Raw genomic sequence first — 26947 nt, 5'->3', positions numbered from 1 at the left:
TCTTAGTTTAGGGCAAAAAGCCTTTATGAAAGGAGTGCAGGATGTGAGTGAAGCGGCATATGTCACGGTTTCCGCGCTGACCAAATACATTAAACGAAAATTCGATGTGGACCCTCATCTTGAAGACATTTGGATTAAGGGTGAGCTCTCCAATGTTAAAATTCATACGAGAGGCCACATCTATTTTACATTAAAAGATGAGCATGCCCGCATGCAGGCCGTCATGTTTCAGAGGCAAAGTTCGAGGCTTGCGTTTAAGCCAGAAGACGGAATGAAGGTCATCGTAAGAGGCGGCATCTCCGTCTATGAACCGAGCGGAAGCTATCAGCTGTACGCGAAAGAAATGCAGCCGGACGGTGTGGGGGCGCTCTACTTAGCATATGAAGAATTAAAGAAAAAACTTGTCGGCGAAGGGTTGTTTGATGACCGGCATAAGCAGGCCATCCCCGCTTTTCCGGCCACGATCGGGGTCGTCACGTCACCGACGGGAGCAGCCGTCAGAGACGTCATTACCACACTCAAAAGAAGATACCCCCTTGTGAAAGTCATTGTGCTTCCCGCGCTCGTTCAAGGTGAAAATGCCAGCAGATCGATTGTGAAACGCATTGAAGAAGCCAATGCACAAAAAATGTGTGACGTCCTGATCGTCGGAAGGGGAGGGGGCTCGATCGAAGAATTGTGGGCATTTAACGAAGAAATCGTGGCCCGGGCGATTTTTGCTTCCGCCATTCCGATTATATCAGCCGTCGGACATGAAACAGATTTTACAATCAGTGATTTCGTCGCGGATATCCGGGCGGCAACGCCGACAGGAGCGGCAGAAATCGCCGTCCCCCACACGACGGACTTAATGGAACGGACAAAAACGGCGGAAGTCCGCCTGACAAGAGCGATGCAGCAGCATATCAGCAAGAAAAAAGAACGGGTTCAATCGCTCCAGTCATCCTACGCGTTCCGTTTTCCGAAACGATTGTATACCCAAAAAGAACAGCAGTTTGACCTTTTGTATCAGCAGTTCCAATCACAGCTCACAGGGCTTACGGACAGGAAACAAAGGCAGCTGGAGCGGAATACGTACAGATTAACGGCGCTCCACCCTGAAACCCAGCTGAAACAGGCGAAAAAACGGTACGAGGAGCGCTCAAATCAGCTCGCCCGAAGCATGAATGTCCAGTTGAAGCAGCTTCATTCGCAGTTTCAGACGGTTCTTGGTAAACTGAATGCATTAAGTCCCCTTCAGGTGATGGAGAGAGGATACAGTCTGGCCTATAAAGACAAAGAGCTGATCAAAAGCGTTGATCAAGTGGAACAAAATGATACGCTTGAAGTAAAGATGACAGACGGCGTTCTGACGTGTGAAGTATTGCAAAAGAGAGGCGAACGATAATGACAGAAACCAAAAAAAGTGAAGAGCTGACATTTGAAGAGGCGATGAAAGGCCTTGAAGGCATTGTGGCAAAGCTTGAAGAAGGAGACGTGCCGCTGGAGCAGGCGATTAATTATTTTCAGGAAGGGATGGCTCTTTCAAAAATGTGCCATGAAAAGCTTCAGCATGTCGAAAAGCAAATGGACTTTATTTTAAAAGATAACGGCGAACTTGCACCTTTCAGCGTTCAGGAGGAAGACGAAGGTGACAAATAAACTGGACGCATTTTTAGCATCGCGCAAACAACTGATTGAACAGCAGCTTTCTTTGTATACAGAACGGCTTGCGATGCCGGAAACCCTCAAAAAATCTATGCTGTATTCTTTGGAAGCGGGCGGAAAGAGGCTGCGCCCCCTCGTCGTCTTAGCCGTTCTGAATGCTTACGGAAAAGATGAAAAAGACGGGATTCCGGTCGGATGCGCTGTCGAAATGATTCATACGTATTCTTTAATCCATGATGATCTGCCTTGCATGGACGATGATGATCTGCGCCGGGGAAAGCCCACAAACCATAAAGTCTTCGGAGAAGCGGCAGCCGTATTGGCCGGAGACGGGCTTCTGACAGAAAGCTTTAAACTGATCACATCTCATGTGTCTGAGGCGGTTTCAGCAGAAAAACGGCTCCGTCTCGTCGATGAGCTGATCAGCGCGGCGGGAACGGAAGGAATGGTCGGCGGACAGGCTGCCGACATGGAAGCGGAACAAAAGCGGATAACGCTTGAGGAGCTGGAATCCATCCACGAGCGGAAAACGGCCAAGCTCCTCGGTTTTTCTGTGACGGCGGGCGCCATTTTGGCAGATGCGCCGGAGGATGAAGTCGAAAAGCTGCGTCTGTTCAGCAGCCATATCGGCATCGGATTTCAAATCAGAGACGACATCCTTGATATTGAAGGGCATGAGGAGAAGATTGGCAAACCGGTCGGCTCAGACACGTCGAATGAAAAATCAACGTATCCGTCGCTTTTAACGCTTGAAGGCGCGAAAGAAAAGCTTGCGTATCATATCAGCGAGGCGAAACAGATCATCAGCGGCCTTTCTCTTCAGAAAGAATTGCTGCATGACCTCTGTGATTTAATCGCGGCGAGAGATCATTAAAAACGGTCCTGATTTGAAGGGGCTGCCGCTCCTATGGTAAAATGTAAGCAGTTTCGATGAAAATACAAAGGGAGTCTTTTTCTTTTTTCAAAAAGACACTGTTTAATTTGCAGAAATTCATGCTGAAAGTGAGTTGATCCGCTTTGGATCTTTTATCAATACAGGACCCGTCATTTCTTAAAAAGATGTCAATTGAACAGCTGGAAGAGCTGAGTGAGGAGATCCGCAATTTCCTCATCACATCGCTGTCTGCCTCTGGCGGCCATATCGGGCCGAACCTCGGGGTTGTCGAGCTGACAATTGCGCTTCACAAAGAATTTGACAGTCCGAAAGATAAATTTTTATGGGATGTCGGACATCAGTCCTATGTTCATAAACTGTTAACCGGACGCGGCAAGGAGTTTGAAACCTTGCGCCAATATAAAGGGCTTTGCGGTTTCCCGAAACGCAGCGAAAGCGAACATGACGTATGGGAAACAGGCCACAGCTCAACCTCGCTCTCAGGCGCGATGGGAATGGCTGCCGCCCGTGATATTAAAGGATCGAAAGAATATATCATCCCGATTATTGGAGACGGCGCTTTAACCGGAGGAATGGCGCTTGAAGCGCTGAACCATATCGGTGATGAGAAGAAAGACATGATCGTCATCCTGAATGATAATGAGATGAGCATTGCGCCGAATGTCGGGGCGATTCATTCTATGCTGGGACGGCTTCGCACGGCCGGCAAATATCAATGGGTAAAAGACGAGCTTGAATATTTATTTAAGCGCATCCCGGCCGTCGGCGGAAAATTGGCCGCCACAGCTGAACGGATAAAAGACAGTTTGAAATATATGCTTGTGTCAGGCATGTTTTTTGAAGAGCTGGGCTTTACGTATTTAGGCCCGGTTGACGGTCATTCCTACCACGAACTGTTTGAAAACCTGCAATACGCCAAAAAAACGAAAGGCCCTGTCCTGTTACATGTCATCACGAAAAAGGGCAAAGGCTATAAACCGGCTGAGACCGACACAATCGGCACTTGGCACGGAACGGGTCCTTATAAAATCAATACGGGTGATTTCGTCAAGCCGAAAGCCGCGGCGCCTTCATGGAGCGGACTTGTCAGCGGCACCGTGCAGGAGCTGGCGCGCGAGGATGACAGAATTGTCGCCATTACACCGGCCATGCCGGTCGGCTCCAAACTGGAAGGGTTTGCGAAAGAATTCCCTGAACGCATGTTTGATGTCGGAATCGCAGAACAGCATGCGGCGACGATGGCGGCTGGAATGGCGCTCCAAGGCATGAAGCCGTTTCTTGCGATTTATTCGACCTTTTTGCAGCGGGCGTACGATCAGGTCGTCCATGACATCTGCCGTCAAAACGCGAATGTATTTATCGGCATTGACCGCGCCGGTTTGGTCGGCGCTGACGGGGAGACGCATCAAGGCGTCTTTGACATCGCCTTTTTGCGGCATATACCAAACCTCGTTTTAATGATGCCGAAGGATGAAAATGAAGGCCGCCATATGGTCAATACAGCCCTTAATTATGAGGAGGGCCCGATCGCGATGCGCTTCCCGCGCGGAAACGGGCTCGGCGTAAAGATGGATAAAGAGCTGAAAACCATTCCGATCGGAACATGGGAAGTGCTCCGTCCCGGAAAAGACGCGGTCATTTTAACATTCGGTACGACCATTGAAATGGCGCTGGAAGCGGCTGAAGAACTGCAAAAAGAAGGCCTGTCCGTGCGTGTCGTGAATGCGCGGTTCATAAAACCGATTGATAAACAAATGATGAAGGCCATTCTTAATGAAGGTCTGCCGATTTTAACGATAGAAGAAGCCGTGCTTGAAGGCGGATTCGGCAGCACGATTCTTGAATACGCTCATGACCTCGGCATGTATCATACACCGATTGACAGAATGGGCATCCCAGACCGGTTTATTGAACACGGCAGCGTAACCGCCCTGCTTGAAGAAATCGGTCTCACGAAGGCTGAGGTTATGAACCGGATCAAACTGCTGATGCCGCCGAAGACACATAAAGGAATTGGATCATGACAGCAAAAAAAGAACGATTAGATGTACTTCTTGTAGAAAAAGGCCTTGCGGAAACGCGGGAAAAAGCGAAACGCGCCATTATGGCGGGTATCGTATACTCAAATGAAAACCGATTGGACAAACCGGGTGAAAAAATCGCCCGGGATCTTCCGTTAACGGTAAAAGGAAACCCTCTTAAATACGTCAGCAGAGGCGGATTAAAGCTTGAAAAAGCTCTGGAAGTGTTTCCCGTCTCGGTAAAAGGCAAAACGATGATTGACATCGGCTCGTCTACAGGGGGATTCACGGATTGCGCCCTCCAAAACGGAGCCGAGCGGTCCTACGCAGTGGATGTCGGCTATAATCAGCTTGCTTGGAAGCTCAGACAGGACGAGAGGGTCGTCGTCATGGAACGGACGAATTTCCGCTATTCCGAGCCTTCCGATTTCACAGAGGGTTTGCCGGAATTTGCGACAATCGATGTTTCTTTCATCTCACTCCGCCTCATTCTGCCGGTTTTAAAAACGCTGCTTGTACCGGGGAGCGATTGTATCGCACTGGTGAAGCCGCAATTTGAAGCCGGACGGGAATCCGTCGGCAAAAAAGGCATTGTCAGAGATCCCGGCGTTCATACTGACGTTCTCCGCCGCATGAATCAATTTGCCGCTTCTGAAGGATATACAGTGAAAGGACTGTCCTTCTCACCGATTACAGGGGGAGATGGCAATATTGAGTTTCTGCTTCATTTGGAATGGGGCGGAGAAGACGGAAACGGCGCTGAACTGCCGGAAGAAGACATTCTCCGTACCGTCCGCGAAGCACATGAGACATTAAAAGCCAAAAAGACAGATGTACCGGAATAATAGGGGGCTATTATTCCTTTTTTCTGCCATCATGTACTTTTTATCAATAAGCGGTTAACATAATGACAAGAACAGCTTGAAAACAGAGGTGCTTACATGACAAAAGGCCAAAGGCATATAAAAATCAGAGAGCTTATTACAAGCCATGAGATTGAAACGCAGGATGACTTAGTTGACATGCTGAGAGAAGAAGGATATAAGGTAACTCAGGCGACTGTCTCCAGAGACATTAAAGAGCTGCATCTCGTTAAGGTGCCGACAAACAACGGCTCCTACAAATACAGCCTGCCGGCGGATCAGCGGTTCAATCCGCTGTCAAAACTGAAGCGTTCATTAATGGATGCGTTCGTAAAAATTGACTCAGCAAGCCATATGATCGTATTAAAAACGATGCCGGGGAATGCTCAGGCAATCGGCGCTCTGATGGATAATCTCGAATGGGAAGAAATCATGGGCACGATTTGCGGAGATGACACGATCTTAATCATCTGCAGGACGCCTGAAGATACGGAGGGCGTTCAAAGCCGTCTTTTGGAGCTGCTGTAGCGTAATTATCAGATAAAAGGTGGAATGCTGTTTGTTAGCTGAACTATCAATAAAAAACTTTGCCATTATAGAGGAACTGACGATTTCGTTTGAACGGGGGCTCACCGTCCTGACGGGAGAAACAGGGGCCGGCAAGTCAATTATTATAGACGCCGTTTCCCTATTAGTCGGCGGCCGCGGCTCGTCTGAATTTGTCCGTTACGGTGAAACAAAGGCCGAGCTTGAAGGACTGTTTCTTTTGGACAGCGGTCATCCCGTTTTTAAAGTATGCCGTGAGCAGGGAATAGACGCATCTGACGACATGATTGTCATGAGAAGGGACATTAATGCCGGAGGAAAAAGCGTCTGCCGTGTCAACGGAAAATTAGTGACGATTGCGGCTTTAAGGGAGATCGGCAGACTTTTATTAGATATTCACGGACAGCATGATAACCAGCTGTTAATGGAGGACGATAAACACTTAGAGCTGTTGGACAGGTTTGCGGGCGCTGAGGCCGAATCCGCGCTTCAGGCTTACCATGAAGGCTATGAGCGTTATATGAAGCTGCTCAAAAAAGTGAAGAAGCTGTCAGAAAGCGAGCAGGAAATGGCGCATCGGTTAGACCTGATTCAATTTCAGCTTGAAGAAATCGAGTCGGCGAAGCTTGAATTGAATGAAGACGAGCTTCTTCAGGAAGAGCGGAAGCAGATATCCAACTTTGAAAAAATTTATGAATCATTGCAAAACGCCTATAATGCGCTCCGCAGCGAACAGGGGGGGCTTGACTGGGTCGGAATGGCCTCTGCCCAGCTTGAAGATATTTCGGATATCAATGAACCGCTGCAAAAGCTGTCAGAAAGTGTGTCAAGTTCCTATTATCTGCTGGAGGATGCAACCTTTCAGATGCGCAATCTGTTAGATGATCTGGAATATGACCCGGAACGGCTGAATTTTATTGAAACCCGTTTAAATGAGATTAAACAGCTGAAGCGCAAATACGGAGCGACGGTAGAAGACATTTTGGAATACGGCTCTAAAATAGAAGAGGAAATCGATCAAATCGAGAACCGCGACAGCCACCTTGAAGCGCTGAAGAAGGAATTGGAGTCGGTCGGCAAAGATGTGGCCGTAGAAGCCGCCAATTTATCAAAAATCAGAAAAGCATGGGCTAAGAAACTGGCGGAAGCGATTCATCAGGAATTAAAAAGTCTGTATATGGGCAAATCAACGTTTGATACGGAATTTCTCGTGAAAACCGATCCGTCAGCCAGTGAAGCACCGGTTGTTAACGGGCAGCCCGTGCAGCTTACCCAAAAGGGGATTGACCTTGTGAAGTTTTTAATATCAACAAACACCGGTGAGCCTTTAAAACCGCTGTCAAAGGTCGCTTCCGGAGGCGAGCTTTCAAGGGTGATGCTGGCGATGAAGAGTATTTTTTCTTCCCAGCAGGATGTCACCTCCATCATCTTTGACGAAGTGGACACCGGTGTAAGCGGGCGGGTTGCCCAAGCCATCGCGGAAAAAATCCATAAAGTATCGACCGGTTCACAGGTGCTCTGCATTACACACCTGCCGCAGGTTGCCGCTATGGCGGATACGCACCTTCTGATCGCAAAAGAATTCAAAGACGGCCGGACGACAACGCATGTCACGCCGCTTTCCAAACAGGACAAGGTAGCGGAAATCGGCCGCATGATTGCGGGCGTTGAAGTGACCGATCTGACAAAACGGCATGCACAAGAGCTTTTAAAACAGGCCGGACAGGTAAAAACGACAGGATAAGCTGCTGATACAGGCAGCTTATTTTTTTGTTCCATTTCTCTAACAGTGTATCCAATGTTTTTCTTCGTATGCCGGTTATAAATCAAGCGCAGGAAGGCAAAAGTATAGATGTAGCAGAAAAAGAAAGTGGTGTGGGATAGGAGCGAGGAGAGTGAAGGAATGAATGCACGATAACATGAGGAAAGCAATAGGTGTAATTCTCCTTGTTTCTTTACTAAGTGTAGGCTTTTTTAAGCCATTTAAAGAATATTTACTGATACCATCAGAAATGAGCGTCTTTGAAAACCAGACACAGGCCGTTCCGGTCAATGCATCAATAAGCGCTGAAAAGGGCGAATTATCAGAAGCCTTTACGCTGAAAGAAGAGCACGGCCATGCAAACATAACAGGGCAAACACAAGGCCGGTCAGAAGTAGTATATGATCTTGCCGGGTTTCCCATTAAAAAAACAAAAGTACGTGTCCTTCCAGAATTGAAGGTCATTCCGGGCGGACAGTCCATCGGTGTAAAACTGCATTCAGTCGGTGTTTTGGTGGTCGGTTTTCACCAAGTGATGACAAAGGATGGGAAAAAGTCTCCGGGAGAACAAGCGGGAATTGAATCTGGCGACATCATTATTAAAATGAACGGACATAAAATTGAAAAAATGAGCGACATCGCCCCGTTTATTCAAAAAGCGGGCAAAACCGGTGAATCTTTGGATTTATTGGTGAAACGCGATAAGCAAAAAATCAAAACAAAGCTGATTCCGACAAAGGACGAAGCCGAGGGGAAATATCGAATCGGCCTTTATATCCGCGATTCGGCAGCCGGCATCGGCACCATGACATTTTTTGAACCGAAAACAAAAAAATACGGCGCATTGGGCCACGTCATCTCTGATATGGATACAAAAAAACCGATTGTTGTAGAAGACGGAGAAATCGTCCGTTCAACTGTAACATCGATTGAAAAAGGAAAAGGCGGCAATCCCGGCGAAAAACTGGCAAGGTTTTCGTCAGAACGGAAAACGATCGGCGATATTAACCGCAACAGCCCGTTCGGCATCTTCGGGACACTGCATCAGCCGATTAAAAACAACATTTCCGACAAAGCGCTTCCGATTGCTTTGTCAAATGAAGTAAAAAAAGGACCTGCGCAAATGCTGACGGTTATCGAAAACGATAAAGTAGAGAAATTTGATATTGAAATCGTCAGCACCACGCCGCAAAAATTCCCGGCGACAAAGGGAATGGTGTTGAAAGTGACAGATCCGAAACTGCTGAAAAGAACCGGCGGAATCGTTCAGGGGATGAGCGGAAGCCCGATCATCCAGAACGGAAAGGTCGTCGGAGCCGTAACCCACGTATTTGTCAATGATCCGACAAGCGGCTACGGCGTTCATATCGAATGGATGCTGTCTGAAGCGGGTGTTGATGTTTACGGGAAAGATAAAGCAAGCTGACTGCCGGATGATCCGGCAGTTTTTTTATGTGATGCGTTCTTCACTTCTTTCCTGGATTCATGTAAAATAAGACATGAAGATTTTTCGACAAATTCACGTTTCCTGATTTGTCAAACTTAATTTTTAGTCGAAAAACCTAGAAAATGCTAGAAAAACAAAGATATACCACTATTATTGGTAAATATGGATTTTTTAAAAGGGGAAGTAGTGGTTTTGTCGAATGTAACATGTAGCAGTCAAATGGGTTGCGTCCTGTTAATACATTGGGGGAGGAAGAAACGTGGAGAAAATTAAAGTTTGTGTTGCTGATGATAATCGAGAGCTTGTAAGCCTGTTGAGTGAATATATAGAGGGACAGGATGATATGGAAGTGATTGGCGTTGCTTATAACGGACAGGAATGTCTTTCTTTGTTTAAAGATAAGAATCCAGATGTGCTCGTTTTAGACATTATCATGCCGCATCTGGACGGACTTGCGGTTTTGGAGCGTCTGCGGGAATCAGAGCTCGAGAAGCAGCCGAACGTCATCATGCTGACGGCATTCGGTCAGGAAGACGTTACGAAAAAAGCCGTCGATTTAGGCGCGTCCTATTTCATCCTGAAGCCGTTTGATATGGAAAACCTTGTCGGCCATATCCGCCAGGTAAGCGGAAATGTCAGCAGTGTCACACACCGTGCGCCGTCTGCGCAAAGCAGCATTATCCGCAGCCAGCCTGAGCCGAAGCGGAAAAATCTCGATGCCAGCATTACAAGCATTATCCATGAGATCGGTGTGCCTGCCCATATCAAAGGCTATCTTTATTTGCGTGAAGCCATTTCCATGGTGTATAACGATATTGAACTCCTCGGCAGCATCACAAAAGTCCTTTATCCCGACATCGCCAAAAAATTCAACACGACCGCAAGCCGTGTAGAACGGGCCATCCGCCACGCCATTGAAGTCGCATGGAGCAGGGGAAATATTGATTCCATTTCTTCACTGTTCGGATATACGGTAAGCATGACAAAAGCAAAGCCAACCAACTCGGAATTCATCGCGATGGTTGCTGACAAGCTGAGATTGGAGCACAAAGCTTCGTAACGCAAGCTTTTGGCTAGATGTCTTTTTCGCGCCTTCTATTCCGTGCATGAACGCGGAATAGAAGGCGTTTTGAAATTTTGCTGACGAAAACACTGGAAATCACTCACGCCGGTACTTGTTCTATACATAAATGCGGGGTCTATGCCGTCTACACGTATAATACCGGAGCTGATATTTTAATGATTTTGCCGTCTCTGAAATAAAAGCGGGGGACGCGGCGGCTTAACACAGATAAGACTTCGTAGCTGATCGTACCGAGCATTTCGGCAATTTCATCAACGGAAATCTCGGCTCCTTGTTGTTTACCGTAGATGACGACTTCTTCTCCTTGTTTGCCCTCATTCTCACCTAAACTGACCATGATCATATCCATTGTCACTCTCCCCGCCACCGGCACCCGTCTGCCGCGGTGAAGAATAAACCCGCGGTTGGACAGGGCGCGGGAGTAACCGTCAGCATAGCCGATTGGAATCGTCGCGATGATTTCACCCGGTTCGGCGATATATGTGGCACCATAACTGACGGTCCGGGGCTCTGTCACCATGGCTTTCACATAAGCGATACGCGCCTTTAAACTTAGTGCGGGTGTGAGATCCACGAGGTTCAGTTCCTTTATCGAGGCGGACGGATATAAACCATATAACCCAATGCCTAAACGGATCATGTCGGCGCTGAATTCCGGGAATGCGATAGCGGCGGCTGTATTGCACATATGCACGGTAGGCAGCGTAATGTCTTGATTTTTTAAAAAGCGGAGAAAGCTGATAAACTTTTCGTGCTGCAGCATCGTCAGCTCAGTGTCCGGTTCATCCGCTGTTGAAAAATGTGTAAAGATGCCATCCCATGACAGATATGTACTCGACTTGAGCGCTTTCACCACTGCTAAAAGATCTTCTTCCGTACGCACACCCAGCCGGCCCATTCCCGTATCCACATTGATATGAATGGACAGCCGTTTCGAATCTGCTTCTTTTTCCAATATCCGATTCGCTTTTTTGATCCAGCTGACTTGAAACGCTGATAATGTTATGTTCCAAACGGCAGATTTTTTCACACAGCTGAGAGCTGTGAAGCCGAGCACAAGAATAGGTGCCGTAATTCCCGCTCTCCGTAACACAATTCCCTCTTCGACGCTGGCGACAGCGAGCTCGCTCGCCCCGCTTTCCAGTGCCTGCCGCGCTACTTCCACAGAGCCGTGGCCATAAGCGTTCGCTTTTACGACGGCCATAATTTTAGACGTATTCGGAATATGGCGGCGGATCGCCCGTACGTTCTTTTTTATCGCATCAAGGTCAACTTCAATCCAAACTTCCCGGCAAAGTTTTTTCATCATGATTCCTTCTTTCCTTAATGAGTTTCAGTACTCATGCTTTCAATCTGCATTCTATTCACCTTGAACTGAAATCATTCAAAACAAGGGAAGGTGATCGCTGATGTTTAAAAATCAAGGTTTCAGGAAATCAGTACGCCTGCTTTATTTATGCTGAAAGGGCTGCATGGCAGCCCTTAAATTGACTTTACAATATTCTGATCTGAAAATTGATGTTCAAACATTTTGGACTGGCTTACAGCATTGTTTTGAATGACAATGCCGATATTTCCCCCTCCGGCACCGAAAACAGTTTTTGATGCAGTCAGCGGACTGATGGATATGGCGCCGCCAACATTGACAACTCCGTTTCCTGATACGTTGTTTATCGTAATCGGGCAACCGCTCATTCTATTTTTTCTCCTTTCTCTCACAGTCTACTAACTATATGTACGCTGTGATATAGAAGAAGATTAAACAAAACGGCAAAAAGAATCCGGCTGCTGCCAGCCGGAAAGGGAGGGAAATACGGATGTCATAGTGTTTTCGTTACATTTTGATCAGAGTATTGAGAGCTTGAAGATTGAGATGTACTGGATTGATTCATTTGCAGGACCATCCCTGTATTTCCCCCACCTGAGCCGTAGACGGTTTTTGATACGGTTAAAGGACTTATCGAAAACGCACCGCCGACATTGACAACCCCGTTTCCGGAAAGACTGTTAATCGTAATAGGAAAATCAGCCATCATATACGGTCTCCTTTCTATTAATCTATTTACTATATGTACGCTGTGTGTTAGAAATAGGAGTAAACAAAGCGGTAAAAACTTGTAAATCAAAAAAACTGCCGGACATCCGGCAGTTTTTTTAGTCTACTTTTCAAACGGCACCCAGCCGCCTGTATTCTGAATCATTTCCCATAACGGTTCAGGAAGTCGGTATTTCTCAATTTCAGATGCTTGAATGGCTTTTTCGATTTCCTGTTCGCGGCCTTCTTTGACCAGCACCGCCCATTCGGGGTTAATCAAAATGACACGTCCCAGAGCCACCAGCGGAATTCCGCTTTCTAATACAGCAAGCGCTTCGTCCGCGGTATAGATGGAACCGACGGCCATCAGCGGCACTTTATGGCCGACGCGTTCGTTTAATAAATCCATCCGGGTCCGTGAAGTATCCGCCCCGCGGCGGGCTTTGGAATTGACATCCATCAGTGAAATATGCAGATAATCCAAGTTCTCTTCCGCAAGCGCGTCGGCGAGCATGAATGTTTCTTTCATTGTAAGCCCCGGTGTTTCCGGCTCTTCCGGTGACAGGCGGTAGCCGAGAACGAATGGATTTTCAGCGTGTGTATCAATTGCCTGTTTGACAGCGTCAACGACTGCAAGCGGGAACGCAAGGCGCTTTTCATCGCTTCCGCCCCAGCGGTCTGTGCGCCGGTTTGTTTTCGGTGAATAAAATTGGTGAATCAGGTACCCGTTTGCCCCGTGAATTTCAACACCGTCAAAGCCGGCTTCAATCGCTCTGCGTGTCGCTTCGCCGAATGCTTTCACGATGTGCTCAATTTCTTGTTCGGTGAGAGCCCGGGACGTTTGTCTCCCGTCTTCTTCTGAGCCGCTCGGACTGACGACGTCGTTGTTTGGCACGAGTTCAGGAGGGCATTCCAATCCTCCGTGGTGAATCTGCACAACGGCTTTCGCTCCTTGAGACTGGATCGCCTGAGCGAGTTTTTTCAAGCCGGGAATGTGAGAATCATCATAGATGCCGGGCTGGCCTGGAAACGCTTTGCCGTCCGGCGTTACGTTTGCACATGCCGTAATGACCATGCCCATTTCTTTTGAACGGGGAGTAATGTAGCTTAATTCACGGTCGGAAATTGTTCCGTCATCATTTGATGAATAGTGTGTCATCGGTGCGACTGAAATACGGTTTGGTATGGTGACGCCGCTTTCGAACGTAAAAGGTTCAAACAGCGGTTTATAAGTTTGCTTCATCATTTCGCCTTCTTCCTTAGGAGTTTAACTCGTCCGTATTCTAGCTTATGTTTTAATTGTGTGCAATTATTTTGCTTGTTCTTCTTCCTGAGGTTATGATCGGCTGAACCATTTAAACGAATGAAACGGTTTTCTCCGTTCCTTTTCAGGATCTTTATATCCTCCTGAAATTTGATGGCCGATCGAGCTGAATATGACAGCGGCGGCGAAGAGGAGAATGATTTTTTTCATATACATATCTTCTTTCTTATCTTTTACAAGGTTATTTATAAGCATACGCTTGTGCGAAAAAACCGTCAATTTGTTTTTATTTATTCTTTTTTCCACTTTCCTGCGGCGAATATCGTTCCGATCTGAATCACAACACTTAACAGAGCGCACACTGCCACAACTGTGTTGCTGTCCATAGAAGACACCCTCCTTTTTGTTAGGTTGATGTATCATATGACAGCTGTCTCTGTTTTGACAAAACCGTAATGCGGTGTTTCATATTTTTCAACACAAAAAGGGCGCTTTTTTAAGCGCCTTTACTTTTTTTTCAGCCGGTTCAAAGCGATTTGAACGGCGATGGCGTCATCCAGGTAGCCGATCGGAAACATGTAATCCGGAATGACGTCGGTCGCTAAAATATAATACAGCAGCGCGCTCCCGAGAATCGCGCGGTCTTCAGCCGGTGTTGATTCATCCATATACTGATGATGCATGTTTTTCAAATGATCAATAAAAGGGCCGACGCTTTCTTCATTGTCCATTTTCTTTTGAAACTCATCGCAAATCAGGCGATGGCCCTGCTGGGTTTTGGCGTATTGTTCATATCTGGTCAGTTCGCGCTCAATTTGCTCCCGGGAAAAAGGCTGATCAAACATCTCGGCCATATTCAGCATATCCTGAATCGCGTGCATCGGGTCTTGCGGCGCAGCTTCTTTTTCATGACCGATGTCTATGCCTGACGCCTCAAGCAATTCCTCCAGCGGGGTGCGGAGGTGTTTTGAAAATTCCTGAAGATGCTTTAAATTGGCCTTCTGTTTGCCGTTGATAATCCGGGAGATGGTGGCCGTATCAATGTTTGTTAAGGCGCCGAGCTTTCTCATGGAGAGCGAGTGCTTATCAAGCAGTGATTTTAAAAGGGGCCCCAGTGTCGTATTTTTATTTTCTGTCAAGGGTGTCACCTCGTTTCCGCCGGAATGATGATCATTAATCAATAATTTTTGCAGAAAAGGTACCTTTTTTGTGCTGCTGAATAGGATAGTGTAGATTCAACGGCACAACATGTTGAAAAGACATCAAAGAATGGAGAGAAACGAACATGGCTTGGTTATTGATTTTAGGTTTGGCAGTGTCCTCGAGCATTGATAATTTAGGAGTGGGGATGTCATACGGCATCAGAAAAATCAAAATATCGCATGCGTCAAATATGATGATCGCTTTTATCTGTTTTGTATTCAGTTATATCGGAATTTATTTCGGCAAATGGATTTCAGCCGTTTTACCGGGCTTTCTTCCTGTATTGCTGGCGGCGTTTATTTTATCTGTCATCGGTATTCGCATCATTCTGATGGCTGTGCCGAGAAAAACAGCGCGTGTTGGCGCGTCAGGAAAAAAAGGCCGTTTTGCCGGTCTGCTGCAAAATCCGGAGGCAGCGGATGCCGACGGTTCGGGAGAAATCGGTATATTGGAATCCATGGTTCTCGGGGTGGCCGTATCCGCAAATGCGCTGACCAACGGATTAAGCGCGGGGTTGATCGGGCTTTCTCCCGCTGCCATTTCCATCACTGCGGCGGTCGGAAGCTTTTTGACCATATGGATCGGCTGCTCGCTTGGAAAAAAAGCCGCATCATTGCGCATCGGTTCTTTTCACGTCGGACAGTTCAGCACGGTGCTGAGCGGAGTGATTATTCTCATCATTGCCGCCAATACGCTGCTCTTTTAAGTTGTCCCGTTCATTTTATGAAAAGCTCAAAATAAATATGAATGTTTCTATTCGGGAGAGCGCATGACGCGGCTCTCTTTTTTTGCCGATCTGATATTTTTTCAAAATGAACAGAAAGTCGTCCGTTTCCGTTAAATTCTGCATATTTGGCCTTCAGACAGAACCTTTTTCATAGACTGATCAGCTTGTTTTCTTTCTAAGTTCAGGTAAACAGCAGGTCAGATAGCCTTCATTCCAAATATGGAAAAGCGCTGGAGGAATGGGGGCTCCCTTTACAAATCGGTCATTCTGTTCAAAGATAAAGCCGAATGAGAAAACGTGAGGTGATCTGTGTGAAGTCTGTCATACTTCTGATCTTCACCGCATGGCTGTTATCAGGCTGCGAGTATACCGCGGAGGCTGATGCGGCGCCGTCATTTACACAGGAAGGAACATTTATAAAAGCGGCCGGAAACGATACGATCGCGGTCGAAATTGACGGAGAAAGGCAAGAGGTGAAGGTGCCTTTCGCTAAGCGGTTTGAATGTCAGTCCCTGCCTGAACATACGGCGGTGCAAATCACCTATAAAAAAGAGAGCAACGGACAATTACGGCTTGAGGAACTGAAAAAAGAAACAGATATGTGAAAACGGGGAGGAAAAAAACGTGGGTTTACTGACAAAAAGCGCTGCTGCCTTCGGTGCCGCTCTGCTTCTGCTTGCGCCGTCTGCTTATGCAGCTGAACCTTTGCAAGGGAAAACCATTTATATCGATGCCGGACATGGCGGAGAAGACAGCGGGGCCGGCGGAAATGGACTGCTTGAGAAAAACATCAATTTAGCGGTGTCAAACAAGGTGATCGCCAAATTGGAGACAGAAGGCGCAAAACCTGTTGCTTCAAGGACTGACGATACTTTTTTACGTTTGGACGAGCGGGTGGCGAAAGCAAGCGCCAGCCAATCCGATTTATTCGTCAGCCTCCATACGAATTCAGCCGTCTCAACGGCATCGGGCACGGAAACGTATTTTAATTCGACATATGAAGGAGCAGACAGCGAAAGGCTTGCTTCCGACATCCAGCAGCAGCTTGTCACGTCTTTAGGGATGAAGGACAGAGGCGTAAAAGAAGCTCCTTTTTATGTTATTACATATTCAAAGATGCCGAGTGTGCTGGCTGAATTAGGTTTTATCACAAATCCTCAAGATGCGGACAAGCTGAAAAGCGATAACGGACAAGAGCACGCCGCGGACGCCGTTGTAAACGGAATCGAAACCTATTACAGCGGACGGTAATTATAAAATATGTGTAAATAGCGCCCTCCTTATGTGCATAACGATTATAATAGAGAAAAGCGATGACAAACACCTGAGGTGACACATATGACGAATATTTTTGCCCACCGGGGGGCGTCGGGCGACTGCCCTGAAAATACGATGCCCGCGTTCAAAAAAGCGATTGAGGACGGGGCTGACGGAATCGAACTTGATGTACAGATGACAAAAGACGGCCGGATCGTGGTCATTCACGATGAAACCCTCGACCGCACGACGTCTTTGAAAGGATTTGTGAAAGATACGGCGTATGACAAAATCAGAACCGCCGATGCCGCCGGAAAATGGAAAGATGCTTTTAAAGGTGTCAGAATTCCGCTTTTGTCAGATGTGCTGCGTTTTGCGGAACGTGCTGATTTTCTGATAAACATTGAGCTGAAAAACAGTGTATTCCGTTACGAAGGAATGGAAGAAGAAGTGATTAAAAAAGTCAGATATTACGGACTGGAAAAGCGCGTTATTTTTTCTTCATTTAATCATGAGAGTCTTGCGGTTTGCCACGCCTTGGCGCCTGAAATTGAACGGGCGGTGCTGACAATGGATGTGCTGTACCGGCCTGAACGGTATCTTGCCGCCATTCCCGCTTCGGGTTATCATCCGAAGCTCGGTACGCCGGCGGTGAGCGCTGAAGTGATCAAACATCTTGCAAAACACCAAGCGGCGCTCCGTCCGTTCACCGTCAATCGTCCTGAGGATATGAAGCAGCTGATGAAAGCGGGAGCAGACGCAATTTTTACCGATTATCCAAAGCTGGCTGTTTCTATAAAAAAAGAATGCCGCAGCTGAGAAGACTGTTCAGACAGTCTTCTTTTTTTATGGGCGGGAAAAAGGCGGTGCACTCATAACTCGGTCAGCCGGTTCATATATTGTAACAGGGCGTTTTGTGTAAGCGTTATCTTTTATCTTATTGAAAGTGAGGCAAAATTGTGGGAAAAACGGTTATCGTCAGTGCGGCAAGAACGCCGTTCGGAAAATTTGGCGGCGCATTAAAAGAGGTAAAGGCAGCCGAGCTTGGCGGCATTGCCATAAAAGAAGCAATCAAGCGCGCCGCTATCAGTGAAAGCGAAGCGGAAGGAGCGGTGATGGGAATGGTCGTCCAGGCGGGTGCCGGGCAGATTCCGGCACGGCAGGCTGCAAGATATGCCGGGCTTCCGTGGTCCGTTCCGGCTGAAACCATTAATAAGGTCTGTGCATCAGGGCTCAGGGCCGTTACCATCTGTGATCAAATGATCCGGGCGAAAGATGCGGACGTGCTGATTGCAGGCGGAATGGAAAGCATGAGCAACATTCCGTACGCCATTCCGGCCGGCCGCTGGGGTGTGAGGATGGGGGACGGGGTGTTTCAGGATTTAATGGTTCATGACGGGCTGACCTGTGCGTTCGACCAGGTGCATATGGCTGTCCACGGAAGCACTGCGGCCAAAAAGTACGGCATTTCCCGGGATGAACAGGATCATTACGCTCTTTTGAGCCAGAAACGCGCGGCTGAGGCGGCCGAGGCGGGCAAATTGCGTGAAGAAATTGTCCCCGTCACCTGGACCGGCAAAAAGGGCAAACAGCATACCGTTGAAGCGGATGAGGGGCTGCGCCCTGATACGAGCCTTGAGCAGCTTGCAGCGCTCAAGCCAATTTTTACAGCCGACGGAACGGTTACAGCCGGAAACGCTCCCGGTGTAAATGACGGGGCCGGAGCATTTGTGCTGATGTCAGAGGAAAAAGCCGCGAAGCAGCATGTCAGGCCGCTCGCAGCGATACTTGGCTTTGCGTCCGTCGGACTGGAAGCGTCCGAGCTGGCCAGCGCGCCGGGAGAGGCCATCAGCCGGCTCTTGACAAAAACCGGACTGTCCGTTGACGATATTGATTTGTTTGAAGTAAATGAAGCATTTGCGTCCGTCGTGCTCGTGAGTGAAAAAATAGCCGGGTTCAGCCGGGAAAAAGTGAATGTAAACGGAGGGGCGATTGCGTTCGGCCACCCGATCGGTGCAAGCGGAGCGAGAATCATCATGAGTTTAATATACGAATTAAAGCGTCGCGGAGGAGGTTTAGGCATAGCGGCTATATGCAGCGGAGCGGCTCAAGGAGATGCCGTCTTGCTGGAGGTGTACTGATCAAAAGGAGGGAGCGACAGATGAAGATGAAAACAATCATGGTCGCAGGTGCCGGTCAGATGGGAGCAGGCATCGCGCAGACGGCTGCAGAAGCCGGGTTTGCCGTCAAGTTATACGATTGGGAGCCGGAAACGGTAACAAAAGGTCTTCACCGCATAAAGACAAACCTGGAGAAAGAGCAGGCAAAAGGACGGAAGTCACAGCAGGAGACAGATGCCGTTTTCAGCCGTATTTCCCCAGCAGAACTCACAGAAGCGGAAGATGCTGATTTTATAATTGAAGCCATTGCCGAAAACAAAAAAGCAAAAGCAGAATTGTTTGACACACTAGATAAAATCTGTCCCCCTCATGCCGTATTGGCAAGCAATACGTCTTCTCTTCCCATTACGGAGCTTGCCGCGGCCACAAAAAGGCCTGAAAAAGTAATCGGCATGCATTTTATGAATCCGGTTCCTGTCATGGAGCTTGTCGAAGTCATCAGAGGACTCGCCACATCGGAAGAAACGGCGGAAACAGTAAAGAAGCTTGCCGTCCGGATGAATAAAACCCCTGTCGAAGTCAATGACTTCCCGGGCTTTATATCTAATCGCATATTAATGCCGATGATTAACGAAGCCGTTTATTGCCTTTACGAAGGAGCAGCTTCTAAGGAAGCGATTGATGAGGTGATGAAGCTCGGCATGCGTCATCCGATGGGTCCTTTAACATTAGCTGACTTCATCGGGCTGGATACGTGCCTTTCCATTATGGAGGTTCTCTATGCGGGGCTCGGAGATTCGAAATACCGCCCATGCCCTCTGCTCAGAAAATATGTCAGCGCCGGCTGGCTCGGCAAAAAAAGCGGGCGCGGTTTTTATGAGTACGGCAGATGACGTAAAGATCATGAGGGGAGACGGCAGCCATGCATTTTACAGAAGAGCACATCATGATGAGAAAAATGGTGCGTGATTTTGCCCGCAAGGAAATCGCGCCGATGGTTGAGTTCATGGAATCAACAGATGAATTTCCGGAGCGGCTGATTAAAAAAATGGGCGAAGCGGGATTGATGGGCATTCCCGTCCCGGAAGCTTACGGCGGGGCGGGTGCTGATACAACATCTTACATTTTAGCGATTCATGAAATATCAAAAGTCAGCGCGGCCGTCGGCGTCATTTTGTCCGTCCACACATCGGTAGGGACAATCCCGATTTTGCATTTCGGGACAGAAGCCCAAAAACAAACGTATATTCCGAAGCTGGCAGCGGGCGAATATATTGGGGCTTTTGCGCTTACTGAGCCTCAATCCGGATCTGATGCGGGAAGCCTGAAAACAACGGCCGTGCGAAAAGGCGGTTCATATATTCTGAACGGTTCAAAAATCTTTATTACAAACGGCGGAGCGGCAGATCTGTATCTGACATTCGCCATAACCGATCCGGGTAAGGGGAGAAAGGGAATTTCCGCGTTTATCATTGAGAAAAACACACCCGGTTTTTCTATCGGAAAAAAAGAAAAAAAGCTCGGATTGTTAGGTTCCAACACTGTCGAATTGCAGTTTGACCAAGCGGAAATTCCGATTGAAAACCGGCTCGGCGAAGAGGGCGAAGGCTTTTCAATCGCCATGAAAAACCTTGACGTCGGACGGATCGGCATAGCGGCCCAGGCGCTCGGGATTATCGAAGCGGCGCTCGGCTGCTCGGTGGAGTACGCCAAAACCCGCAGCCAGTTCGGCAGACCCATCGCTTCGAATCAGGCCGTTTCATTTAAATTATCTGACATGGCGACGAATGCGGAAGCTGCCAAATTATTGGTCTATCATGCTGCTGATCTGTATCAGCGAGGGCTTCCGTGCGGAAAAGAAGCATCTATGGCGAAGCAATTCGCGTCCGATGCGGCGATGAAAGCGGCGGTGGAGGCTGTGCAGATTCACGGCGGCTACGGCTATATGAAAGAGTATCCCGCGGAGCGTTTATTTCGGGATGCGAAAGTCACGCAAATCTATGAAGGAACCAATGAGATTCAAAGGCTGATTATTTCTAAGTATCTTCTTCAATAAAAAGTGCGCAAAGGAGCGAAACCATGGAATCTTATTCTCCCGGTTTAGATGGCGTCATTGCGGTGGAAACGGGGATTTCTTTCCTGGATACACAGCAGGGCAGTATTTTAATCAAAGGCCACGATCTGATTGAGCTTTCTAAAACGGCCGGCTATATGGACATTGTTCATCTCTTATTGGAAGACAGACTTCCTGATGTGAAAGAGAAGGCGGCGCTTGAAGAAGACGTTCGGCGCGGCGGACACCTTCCCGAGGAAATCTTGCACATATGCCGTCTGCTGCCCGAACATACTCACCCGATGGACGGATTGAGGACGGGTTTGTCTGCGCTTGGAGGCTTTGACAAGGACATCGATGACCGTTCATCTTCCGTAAATCAGCACCGCGTACGCGGACTGATAGGCAAAATGCCGAATCTGACGGTCAACAGCTATCGAGTCATCAACGGGCTGGAGCCTTTGGCGCCGGTCGGAACCTTATCATACAGCGCAAACTTTTTATATATGATTACCGGAAAAACGCCGTCATCTTTGGAAGAAGAAATCTTCGACAGGTCGCTTCTTTTATACAGTGAGCATGAATTGCCGAACTCAACGTTTACGGCCCGTGTCATCGCTTCGACGCAATCGGATATTTACGGCGCGCTGACCGGAGCCGTCGCCTCGCTTAAGGGAAATCTTCACGGCGGAGCGAACGAAGCGGTTATGTACATGCTTGAGGAAGCGAAGGATACAGACGGGTTTACACAATTATTAACTCAAAAACTCGCAAACAAAGAAAAAATCATGGGCTTCGGCCACCGTGTCTACATGAAAAAAATGGACCCGAGGGCGCTCATGATGAAAGAAGCGTTAAAAAAGCTGTCTGATCTTTCAGGTGATTTCCGTCTTTATCATATGTGTGAAGCCGGCGAAACCGTCATGCGGGAGAAAAAAGGCCTTTATCCGAATTTAGATTACTACGCAGCGCCGGTCTATTACATGCTCGGCATCCCGATACCGCTGTACACGCCTATATTCTTCAGCGCACGGACGGTCGGACTGTGCGCTCACGTCATTGAACAGCACAGCCGAAACCGGCTTTTCCGCCCGCGTGTCCGCTATACCGGAGCGCGCCTGTAAACAGATGAGAAAGGAAGATGAAAACATGACAGAACCCCGCCGAATGGACGCTGTAATCGAAGAGATTTCTGACTACGTGCTCCATCAGGAAATTGACAGTTCAGAAGCTTTTACTACGGCAGGACATGTGCTTCTTGATACGATAGGCTGCGGAATTTTGGCGCTCAGCTATCCCGAATGTACAAAGCTGCTCGGCCCGATTGTCCCGGGAACCTCCGTGCCCAACGGCAGCAGAGTCCCGGGCACGCCTTTTGTTTTAGACCCGGTCACGGCTGCTTTTAATATCGGCTGTATCAACAGGTGGCTTGATTATAATGATACGTGGCTTGCGGCGGAATGGGGTCATCCGTCTGACAATCTCGGAGGCATATTGGCTTGTGCGGATTATATATCCAGAGTGCGGATTTCAGAAGGGAAAGAACCGCTTACCGTGCGCGATGTGCTTTGCGCAATGATCAAAGCGCACGAAATTCAAGGAATTCTCGCTTTGGAAAACAGCTTAAACAGAGTGGGGCTTGACCATGTGCTGTTTGTGAAAGTGGCGACTGCGGCTGTTTGCGCGCAAATGCTGGGCGGCTCAAAAGAGGAAATCAATAACGCCGTATCTCATGCCTGGATTGATAATTCAAGCCTCAGAACGTACCGTCATGCGCCGAACACCGGATCACGCAAATCATGGGCGGCCGGCGACGCGACGAGCAGAGGCGTATATTTGGCCCTTATGGCGCACAAAGGTGAAATGGGGTACCCGACGGCTCTGACCGCATCTGGGTGGGGATTTCAAGACGTATTGTTTAACCGGCAGGAAATAAAGCTTGCCCGCCCGCTTGGGTCTTATGTGATGGAGAATGTTCTGTTTAAAGTATCCTACCCGGCTGAATTCCATGCCCAGACAGCGGCGGAATGCGCGGTCCGGCTTCATCCCGAGGTGAAAGACCGCATCGAAGACATTGATAGGATCACGATTATGACCCATGAGTCGGCAATCCGGATTATCGATAAAAAAGGGCCGCTTCACAATCCGGCTGACCGGGATCACTGCCTCCAGTACATTACGGCAATCGGGCTGCTTTTCGGAGATATCACGGCCGATCATTATGAAGAGGAAACAGCGTCTGACCCGCGAATTGATACATTGCGGAGCAAAATGGAGGTGACGGAACACAAAGCGTACTCAAAAGATTACTTAGACCCGAATAAGCGATCCATATCAAATGCCGTACAGGTGCATTTTACAGACGGCACGGCTACGGGACGGATTGAATGTGAATACCCGCTCGGGCACCGGTTCCGCAGAAAAGAAGCCGTTCCGAAGATTCTTGCCAAGTTTTCAGCAAACATCAGCACTCATTTTTCATTGAAGCAGCAGCGAAAAATCGAAGAGGCCTGCGAACATAGCGGCCGAATGCAGAAGCTCAGCGTCAGTGAATTTATGGACTTATTTCTCGTATAAAATAGGAGGGTGACAAACATGACGTGGATCGTCAGCGAGCAGTCGTCTCAAGAGGAGCTTGCAGAGCGGTTCCGTACGCTGATGACAGCGCCGGATCTACTGCAGATCCCCGGCGCCCATGATGCGATGGCCGCTCTTATCGCCAAGAAAACGGGGTTTTCGGCTCTTTATTTATCAGGCGCGGCTTACGCGGCGAGCAGAGGGCTGCCCGATTTAGGGATCATCACGTCGGCGGAAATGGCTGAACGGGTTAAAGATCTGGTCCGCTCGTCTGATCTGCCCGTCCTTGTCGATATTGACACGGGTTTCGGAGGAGTGCTGAATGCCGCCCGGACGGCGAAAGAAATGTATGAAGCGCGCGCGGCCGCCGTCCAGATGGAGGATCAGCGCCTGCCGAAAAAATGCGGACATCTGAATGGGAAGCAGCTCGTGCCGATTGAAGAAATGGCGCAAAAAATCCAAGCGGTCAAGCGGGCCGCGCCGACTCTTCTTGTTGTTGCGAGAACAGACGCCAGACAGCAGGAAGGATTGGAGGGGGCATTAAAAAGGGCGTCCGCTTATATAAAAGCGGGTGCTGACGCTGTTTTTCCGGAAGCGCTCCAATCCGAAAGTGAATTCAGAGCGTTTTCCAAACAAATCAGTGTGCCGATTCTCGCAAACATGACTGAATTCGGAAAAACGCCGTATTACAGTGCTGATGAATTTTCCGATATGGGCTGTCAGATGGTCATTTACCCGGTCACGTCACTCAGAACGGCGGCCAAGGCTTTTGAGCGTATTTTCCGCCTTCTGAAAGAAGAAGGCTCGCAAAAAGAGGGGCTTTCGGATATGCAGACGAGAAAAGAATTATATGAAACGATCGCTTACGATGATTATGAAGAACTGGATCAATCCATTGCCAAAACGATACTGCCGGACGACTGAAAAAGCCCTTTTTTTGCAAGGGCTTTTTTTACAGCTTTTTTTTCCTGAACCGCGGGCTGACTTGATTGCGTTTCCGATCTCTGTACAGAATAAATCCGGCCAGAACATAAAGGCCGAACAAAAAAAACGCCAATCCGGCCGCCCCCTGAAGAAAAAGGGACGGAAACGGGGAAAACGCATGCCCGAATAATGCATCTCTCATCAGCTTAATGCCGAGCGCCGCGACAGCGCCGGGGAGGACCAGAATCAAAAGCGCTACAAGCCGGCTCATATTCAGAAAACCCCTTTACGATATGTTTTCCTTTATTGTCCAATCGAAAAAATATTTTGTCAAGAGATCAAAACGTGGTAACATAGGGTTGTGCAAATTATTGCAACGGGAAATACAGGTGTGCAAATTTTTTCATATAAAGGGGTATCGGGATGCAGAAGGTGCTGATTATAGGTGCTGGTAAAGGAGGCACGGCGCTCCTACAGATTTTGATGAAAACAAAGCTGATCCGGATTATTGCGGTGGTTGATCAAGATCCGGAGGCGCAAGGGCTGCAAGAAGCCCGGAGATATGGAATTGCAACCTCATCAGATTGGAAACCCTACATAACTGAAGATATAGATATTATCATTCATACAACAGGCGATAAAGCGGTCATGGATGAGCTGCTCCATGAGAAAAAAGAACAAACCATCGTCATGCCGGGAAAATTGGCGTACATGGTGTTTCAGCTGATGGAGGAAAAACAGCAGCTTATCCAAATGCTGAAGTCGCAGACGTATAAGCATGACCGGATTTTTAATTCAACGCACGACGGCATGATTTTTATAGACGTCAACGAAACGATCATTTTATTTAATCAGATGGCAGAAAAAATGGTCGGCCAAAAACGGGAGGATGTCATCGGCCGCCAAATTAAAGATGTAGTGCCGAACACAAAGCTGCCGCGGATTCTGGAAACGAGAGAGCCGGAATATAACCAGAAGCAGCTTCTCGGAAAGCACCTGCAGATTGTCACGACAAGACTGCCGATCATTGATGAAGGCGGAAAACTTCTCGGCGCGTTATGCGTGTTTAAAGACATCACCGACGCAGTTGAACTGGCGGAAGAGGTCACGAACTTAAAACAAATCCGCACCATGCTTGAAGCGATTATTCAATCGTCAGACGAGGCCATTTCCGTCGTTGATGAAAACGGCATCGGAATGTTAATCAACAAAGCGTATACAAAAATGACCGGGCTGTCAGAAAGCGAAGTCATCGGAAAACCCGCTTCCACCGATATCTCAGAAGGGGAAAGCATGCACCTGAAAGTATTGGGGACAAGGCGGCCCGTTCGGGGTGTGAGGATGAAGGTCGGCCCCAATAAAAAGGATGTCATCGTAAATGTTGCCCCCGTTATTGTGGACGGTATTTTAAAAGGCAGCGTCGGCGTCATCCACGACGTGTCAGAAATTAAAACGCTGACTGCTGAGCTGAATCGGGCGCGCCAGATCATCCGCACGCTTGAAGCGAAATACACGTTTGACGACATTATCGGCACGAGTGAACAAATGCTGGTCGCCCTTGAACAGGCGAAGCTCGGGGCGAAAACGCCGGCGACGATTCTGCTGCGGGGAGAATCCGGCACAGGAAAAGAACTTTTCGCCCACGCCATCCATAATGAAAGCGACCGAAAATACAATAAATTCATCCGGGTCAATTGTGCGGCCCTGTCTGAATCCCTGCTTGAATCCGAGCTTTTCGGCTATGAGGAAGGCGCGTTTACGGGTGCGAGGCGCGGGGGCAAAAAAGGACTTTTTGAGGAAGCGAATAACGGCAGCATTTTCTTAGATGAAATCGGAGAGCTGACCCAAAGCACCCAGGCAAAGCTGCTCAGAGTTCTGCAGGAAAAAGAAATTATCAGAGTCGGCGGCGCTAAAGCGATTTCTGTCAATGTCAGAATTATCGCAGCGACAAACGTCAACATCGAAAAGGCCATGGCGGAAGGCGCGTTCCGTGAAGACCTGTATTACCGGATTAACCGCTATCCGATCTCAATCCCGCCGCTTCGGCAGCGCAAAGAAGATATTGAAGCGCTGAGCATTCGGCTCATTGAAAAAATCAATCAGGATTACGGCCGCAATGTAAAGGGGCTCACGCCGAACGCGCTGCGAGCTTTATCAGCCTACAGCTGGCCGGGAAACGTACGGGAGCTTGAAAATGTTCTCGGACGGGCAATGATATTTTTAGAGCCGCACATGGAACGGATCGAACAGCAGCATCTGCCTGTTTTTGAATCAGAGCTGAATGAAAAAAACGGCACCCAAAGTGATTTTCCGGATGTGGAAGGGGAAAAGCTGTCTCAGGCTGTTGAAAAATTTGAAGCGCACGTCATTCAAAAAACGCTTGAAAAGCATAAATTCAACCGAACCAAAACGGCAAAAGCGCTTGGTGTCAGCATTCGGAATCTGTACTACAAAATGGACAAGTACGGCCTTGCAAATGACGGCATGCAATAAATTGCAGAGAAAGCGCAAACAGCTGCATG

General features: G+C 48.3%; 27 protein-coding genes. 20 read left to right on the top strand and 7 right to left on the bottom strand.

Annotated features, from left to right (window positions below):
* The first annotated feature begins 43 nt into the window (after positions 1–43).
* From xseA to spo0A, 9 genes are all read left to right on the top strand, one after another.
* Positions 44–1387: an exodeoxyribonuclease VII large subunit gene (xseA, locus tag G9F50_RS06215; RefSeq protein ID WP_060562604.1), complete on the top strand. Its 1344-nt coding sequence runs from the start codon at positions 44–46 to the stop codon at positions 1385–1387.
* Positions 1387–1641: an exodeoxyribonuclease VII small subunit gene (locus G9F50_RS06210; RefSeq protein ID WP_007408352.1), complete on the top strand. Its 255-nt coding sequence runs from the start codon at positions 1387–1389 to the stop codon at positions 1639–1641. Before xseA ends, G9F50_RS06210 begins: the two co-directional genes overlap by 1 nt.
* Entirely contained in the window at positions 1631–2521 is an 891-nt protein-coding gene (locus G9F50_RS06205; protein WP_032866416.1) for a polyprenyl synthetase family protein, read from the top strand. The genes G9F50_RS06210 and G9F50_RS06205 overlap by 11 nt, the downstream gene beginning before the upstream one ends.
* Before the next feature lie 143 nt (positions 2522–2664).
* Positions 2665–4566 (top strand): 1-deoxy-D-xylulose-5-phosphate synthase, encoded by a 1902-nt coding sequence (gene dxs / locus G9F50_RS06200; protein WP_012117963.1) that lies wholly within the window; start codon positions 2665–2667, stop codon positions 4564–4566.
* Positions 4563–5408, top strand: coding sequence for a TlyA family RNA methyltransferase (locus G9F50_RS06195; RefSeq protein ID WP_007612503.1), 846 nt, complete (start codon positions 4563–4565; stop codon positions 5406–5408). The genes dxs and G9F50_RS06195 overlap by 4 nt, the downstream gene beginning before the upstream one ends.
* A gap of 96 nt (positions 5409–5504) precedes the next feature.
* Positions 5505–5954: a transcriptional regulator AhrC/ArgR gene (gene ahrC, locus G9F50_RS06190; protein WP_003153173.1), complete on the top strand. Its 450-nt coding sequence runs from the start codon at positions 5505–5507 to the stop codon at positions 5952–5954.
* Between the two features lie 31 nt (positions 5955–5985).
* Positions 5986–7716, top strand: coding sequence for a DNA repair protein RecN (gene recN, locus G9F50_RS06185; RefSeq protein WP_060562603.1), 1731 nt, complete (start codon positions 5986–5988; stop codon positions 7714–7716).
* A 163-nt stretch (positions 7717–7879) separates the two neighbouring features.
* On the top strand, positions 7880–9160 hold the full coding sequence (spoIVB, locus tag G9F50_RS06180; protein ID WP_007408360.1) for a SpoIVB peptidase: 1281 nt from the start codon (positions 7880–7882) through the stop codon (positions 9158–9160).
* A gap of 280 nt (positions 9161–9440) precedes the next feature.
* Complete coding sequence (spo0A, locus tag G9F50_RS06175) at positions 9441–10241, top strand: sporulation transcription factor Spo0A (protein WP_003153177.1); 801 nt, start codon at positions 9441–9443, stop codon at positions 10239–10241.
* Positions 10242–10389: 148 nt separating this feature from the next.
* Here the strand turns inward: spo0A and alr are convergent, their stop codons facing one another.
* The 6 genes from alr to G9F50_RS06145 all read right to left on the bottom strand — a co-directional run bounded on the left by alr (position 10390) and on the right by G9F50_RS06145 (position 14703).
* Positions 10390–11571 (bottom strand): alanine racemase, encoded by a 1182-nt coding sequence (alr, locus tag G9F50_RS06170; protein ID WP_060562602.1) that lies wholly within the window; start codon positions 11569–11571, stop codon positions 10390–10392.
* Between the two features lie 176 nt (positions 11572–11747).
* Positions 11748–11960: a spore germination protein gene (locus tag G9F50_RS06165; RefSeq protein ID WP_003153181.1), complete on the bottom strand. Its 213-nt coding sequence runs from the start codon at positions 11958–11960 to the stop codon at positions 11748–11750.
* Positions 11961–12085: 125 nt separating this feature from the next.
* On the bottom strand, positions 12086–12298 hold the full coding sequence (locus tag G9F50_RS06160; RefSeq protein WP_242517137.1) for a spore germination protein: 213 nt from the start codon (positions 12296–12298) through the stop codon (positions 12086–12088).
* 126 nt (positions 12299–12424) lie between these two features.
* The gene (locus G9F50_RS06155; protein WP_032863662.1) at positions 12425–13543 is read right to left on the bottom strand and encodes an NADH-dependent flavin oxidoreductase; all 1119 of its coding nucleotides are present in this window, start codon (positions 13541–13543) and stop codon (positions 12425–12427) included.
* Positions 13544–13636: 93 nt separating this feature from the next.
* Positions 13637–13774, bottom strand: coding sequence for a hypothetical protein (locus tag G9F50_RS06150; RefSeq protein WP_014470646.1), 138 nt, complete (start codon positions 13772–13774; stop codon positions 13637–13639).
* Between the two features lie 296 nt (positions 13775–14070).
* On the bottom strand, positions 14071–14703 hold the full coding sequence (locus tag G9F50_RS06145; RefSeq protein ID WP_007408365.1) for a helix-turn-helix domain-containing protein: 633 nt from the start codon (positions 14701–14703) through the stop codon (positions 14071–14073).
* Positions 14704–14849: 146 nt separating this feature from the next.
* Here G9F50_RS06145 and ytaF point away from each other — a divergent pair, with 146 nt between their 5' ends.
* From ytaF to prpB, 10 genes are all read left to right on the top strand, one after another.
* Positions 14850–15473, top strand: a complete 624-nt coding sequence (gene ytaF / locus G9F50_RS06140; RefSeq protein WP_060562601.1) for a sporulation membrane protein YtaF — start codon at positions 14850–14852, stop codon at positions 15471–15473.
* Between the two features lie 308 nt (positions 15474–15781).
* Positions 15782–16099 carry a hypothetical protein gene (locus G9F50_RS06135; protein WP_014721488.1) on the top strand — a complete coding sequence of 106 codons (318 nt, stop codon included), beginning with the start codon at positions 15782–15784 and terminating at the stop codon, positions 16097–16099.
* A 19-nt stretch (positions 16100–16118) separates the two neighbouring features.
* Positions 16119–16745, top strand: a complete 627-nt coding sequence (locus G9F50_RS06130; RefSeq protein ID WP_017418119.1) for an N-acetylmuramoyl-L-alanine amidase family protein — start codon at positions 16119–16121, stop codon at positions 16743–16745.
* Positions 16746–16832: 87 nt separating this feature from the next.
* Positions 16833–17570 (top strand): glycerophosphodiester phosphodiesterase, encoded by a 738-nt coding sequence (locus tag G9F50_RS06125; protein WP_053573207.1) that lies wholly within the window; start codon positions 16833–16835, stop codon positions 17568–17570.
* A 140-nt stretch (positions 17571–17710) separates the two neighbouring features.
* Positions 17711–18892: an acetyl-CoA C-acetyltransferase gene (locus tag G9F50_RS06120; protein ID WP_015417795.1), complete on the top strand. Its 1182-nt coding sequence runs from the start codon at positions 17711–17713 to the stop codon at positions 18890–18892.
* Between the two features lie 20 nt (positions 18893–18912).
* Positions 18913–19764: a 3-hydroxybutyryl-CoA dehydrogenase gene (locus tag G9F50_RS06115; RefSeq protein ID WP_060562600.1), complete on the top strand. Its 852-nt coding sequence runs from the start codon at positions 18913–18915 to the stop codon at positions 19762–19764.
* A 29-nt stretch (positions 19765–19793) separates the two neighbouring features.
* Positions 19794–20927: an acyl-CoA dehydrogenase gene (locus G9F50_RS06110; protein ID WP_060562599.1), complete on the top strand. Its 1134-nt coding sequence runs from the start codon at positions 19794–19796 to the stop codon at positions 20925–20927.
* A 23-nt stretch (positions 20928–20950) separates the two neighbouring features.
* The gene (gene mmgD, locus G9F50_RS06105) at positions 20951–22048 is read left to right on the top strand and encodes a citrate synthase (RefSeq protein WP_033574137.1); all 1098 of its coding nucleotides are present in this window, start codon (positions 20951–20953) and stop codon (positions 22046–22048) included.
* A 25-nt stretch (positions 22049–22073) separates the two neighbouring features.
* On the top strand, positions 22074–23501 hold the full coding sequence (locus G9F50_RS06100) for a bifunctional 2-methylcitrate dehydratase/aconitate hydratase (protein ID WP_162262649.1): 1428 nt from the start codon (positions 22074–22076) through the stop codon (positions 23499–23501).
* An 18-nt stretch (positions 23502–23519) separates the two neighbouring features.
* Complete coding sequence (prpB, locus tag G9F50_RS06095) at positions 23520–24425, top strand: methylisocitrate lyase (protein WP_060562597.1); 906 nt, start codon at positions 23520–23522, stop codon at positions 24423–24425.
* 28 nt (positions 24426–24453) lie between these two features.
* Here the strand turns inward: prpB and G9F50_RS06090 are convergent, their stop codons facing one another.
* A complete protein-coding gene (locus tag G9F50_RS06090; RefSeq protein WP_007408378.1) occupies positions 24454–24696 on the bottom strand; it encodes a DUF2627 domain-containing protein in 243 nt (80 codons plus the stop codon).
* A 152-nt stretch (positions 24697–24848) separates the two neighbouring features.
* On the opposite strand from G9F50_RS06090, the gene G9F50_RS06085 reads away from it, so the two are divergent.
* Positions 24849–26918, top strand: coding sequence for a sigma-54 interaction domain-containing protein (locus tag G9F50_RS06085; protein ID WP_007408379.1), 2070 nt, complete (start codon positions 24849–24851; stop codon positions 26916–26918).
* The last annotated feature ends 29 nt before the right edge of the window (positions 26919–26947 follow it).

It is taken from the genome of Bacillus sp. EKM206B, assembly GCF_011066015.1.
Lineage (GTDB): Bacteria > Bacillota > Bacilli > Bacillales > Bacillaceae > Bacillus > Bacillus velezensis.
The sequence above is the reverse complement of the archived record's forward strand: the minus strand, read 5'-3'. Positions and strand labels throughout refer to the sequence as shown.

Bases quoted from the DNA above. Each gene is read 5' to 3' on its own strand.
- G9F50_RS06125 (WP_053573207.1), top strand. From the start codon at position 16,833: ATGACGAATATTTTTGCCCACCGGGGGGCGTCGGGCGACTGCCCTGAA.
- G9F50_RS06150 (WP_014470646.1), bottom strand. From the start codon at position 13,774: ATGAAAAAAATCATTCTCCTCTTCGCCGCCGCTGTCATATTCAGCTCG.
- G9F50_RS06160 (WP_242517137.1), bottom strand. From the start codon at position 12,298: ATGGCTGATTTTCCTATTACGATTAACAGTCTTTCCGGAAACGGGGTT.
- mmgD (WP_033574137.1), top strand. From the start codon at position 20,951: ATGGAATCTTATTCTCCCGGTTTAGATGGCGTCATTGCGGTGGAAACG.
- prpB (WP_060562597.1), top strand. From the start codon at position 23,520: ATGACGTGGATCGTCAGCGAGCAGTCGTCTCAAGAGGAGCTTGCAGAG.
- G9F50_RS06110 (WP_060562599.1), top strand. From the start codon at position 19,794: ATGCATTTTACAGAAGAGCACATCATGATGAGAAAAATGGTGCGTGAT.
- spoIVB (WP_007408360.1), top strand. From the start codon at position 7,880: ATGCACGATAACATGAGGAAAGCAATAGGTGTAATTCTCCTTGTTTCT.
- G9F50_RS06100 (WP_162262649.1), top strand. From the start codon at position 22,074: ATGACAGAACCCCGCCGAATGGACGCTGTAATCGAAGAGATTTCTGAC.
- ahrC (WP_003153173.1), top strand. From the start codon at position 5,505: ATGACAAAAGGCCAAAGGCATATAAAAATCAGAGAGCTTATTACAAGC.
- G9F50_RS06115 (WP_060562600.1), top strand. From the start codon at position 18,913: ATGAAGATGAAAACAATCATGGTCGCAGGTGCCGGTCAGATGGGAGCA.
- G9F50_RS06165 (WP_003153181.1), bottom strand. From the start codon at position 11,960: ATGAGCGGTTGCCCGATTACGATAAACAACGTATCAGGAAACGGAGTT.
- ytaF (WP_060562601.1), top strand. From the start codon at position 14,850: ATGGCTTGGTTATTGATTTTAGGTTTGGCAGTGTCCTCGAGCATTGAT.
- G9F50_RS06085 (WP_007408379.1), top strand. From the start codon at position 24,849: ATGCAGAAGGTGCTGATTATAGGTGCTGGTAAAGGAGGCACGGCGCTC.
- alr (WP_060562602.1), bottom strand. From the start codon at position 11,571: ATGAAAAAACTTTGCCGGGAAGTTTGGATTGAAGTTGACCTTGATGCG.
- G9F50_RS06135 (WP_014721488.1), top strand. From the start codon at position 15,782: ATGAGAAAACGTGAGGTGATCTGTGTGAAGTCTGTCATACTTCTGATC.
- G9F50_RS06090 (WP_007408378.1), bottom strand. From the start codon at position 24,696: ATGAGCCGGCTTGTAGCGCTTTTGATTCTGGTCCTCCCCGGCGCTGTC.
- G9F50_RS06195 (WP_007612503.1), top strand. From the start codon at position 4,563: ATGACAGCAAAAAAAGAACGATTAGATGTACTTCTTGTAGAAAAAGGC.
- G9F50_RS06155 (WP_032863662.1), bottom strand. From the start codon at position 13,543: ATGAAGCAAACTTATAAACCGCTGTTTGAACCTTTTACGTTCGAAAGC.
- G9F50_RS06210 (WP_007408352.1), top strand. From the start codon at position 1,387: ATGACAGAAACCAAAAAAAGTGAAGAGCTGACATTTGAAGAGGCGATG.